Source organism: Herbaspirillum sp. C7C2 (assembly GCF_022627865.1).
GTDB classification, from domain to species: domain Bacteria; phylum Pseudomonadota; class Gammaproteobacteria; order Burkholderiales; family Burkholderiaceae_D; genus Herbaspirillum; species Herbaspirillum frisingense.
The window spans coordinates 1-256 of record NZ_JABXGI010000087.1 but is presented as its reverse complement, the minus strand read 5'-3'; the positions used below and the strand labels follow the sequence as shown (position 1 = coordinate 256).

1 rRNA gene is annotated in these 256 nt (G+C 53.1%); it reads right to left on the bottom strand.

Annotated features, from left to right (window positions below):
* Window positions 1–191: 191 nt before the first annotated feature.
* A 16S ribosomal RNA gene (locus tag HWE04_RS24345) occupies window positions 192–256 on the bottom strand; the annotation flags it as partial.

Here is a 256-nt window from a genome sequence, read left to right as displayed (position 1 = left end):
GGTCTGGTTGGGCTCGAACCAACGACCCCCGCGTTATCAACACGGTGCTCTAACCAGCTGAGCTACAGACCCGCTTGGATCAGTATCAGTAGCCAGTCAGTGACGTTGTGCCACTTGACCGTGCTTCACCAAATAACTGTTCTTGATTTACAGCCGATAAGTGTGGACGCTTAACTTCGTGCGCACTCTAGAAAGGAGGTGATCCAGCCGCACCTTCCGATACGGCTACCTTGTTACGACTTCACCCCAGTCACGA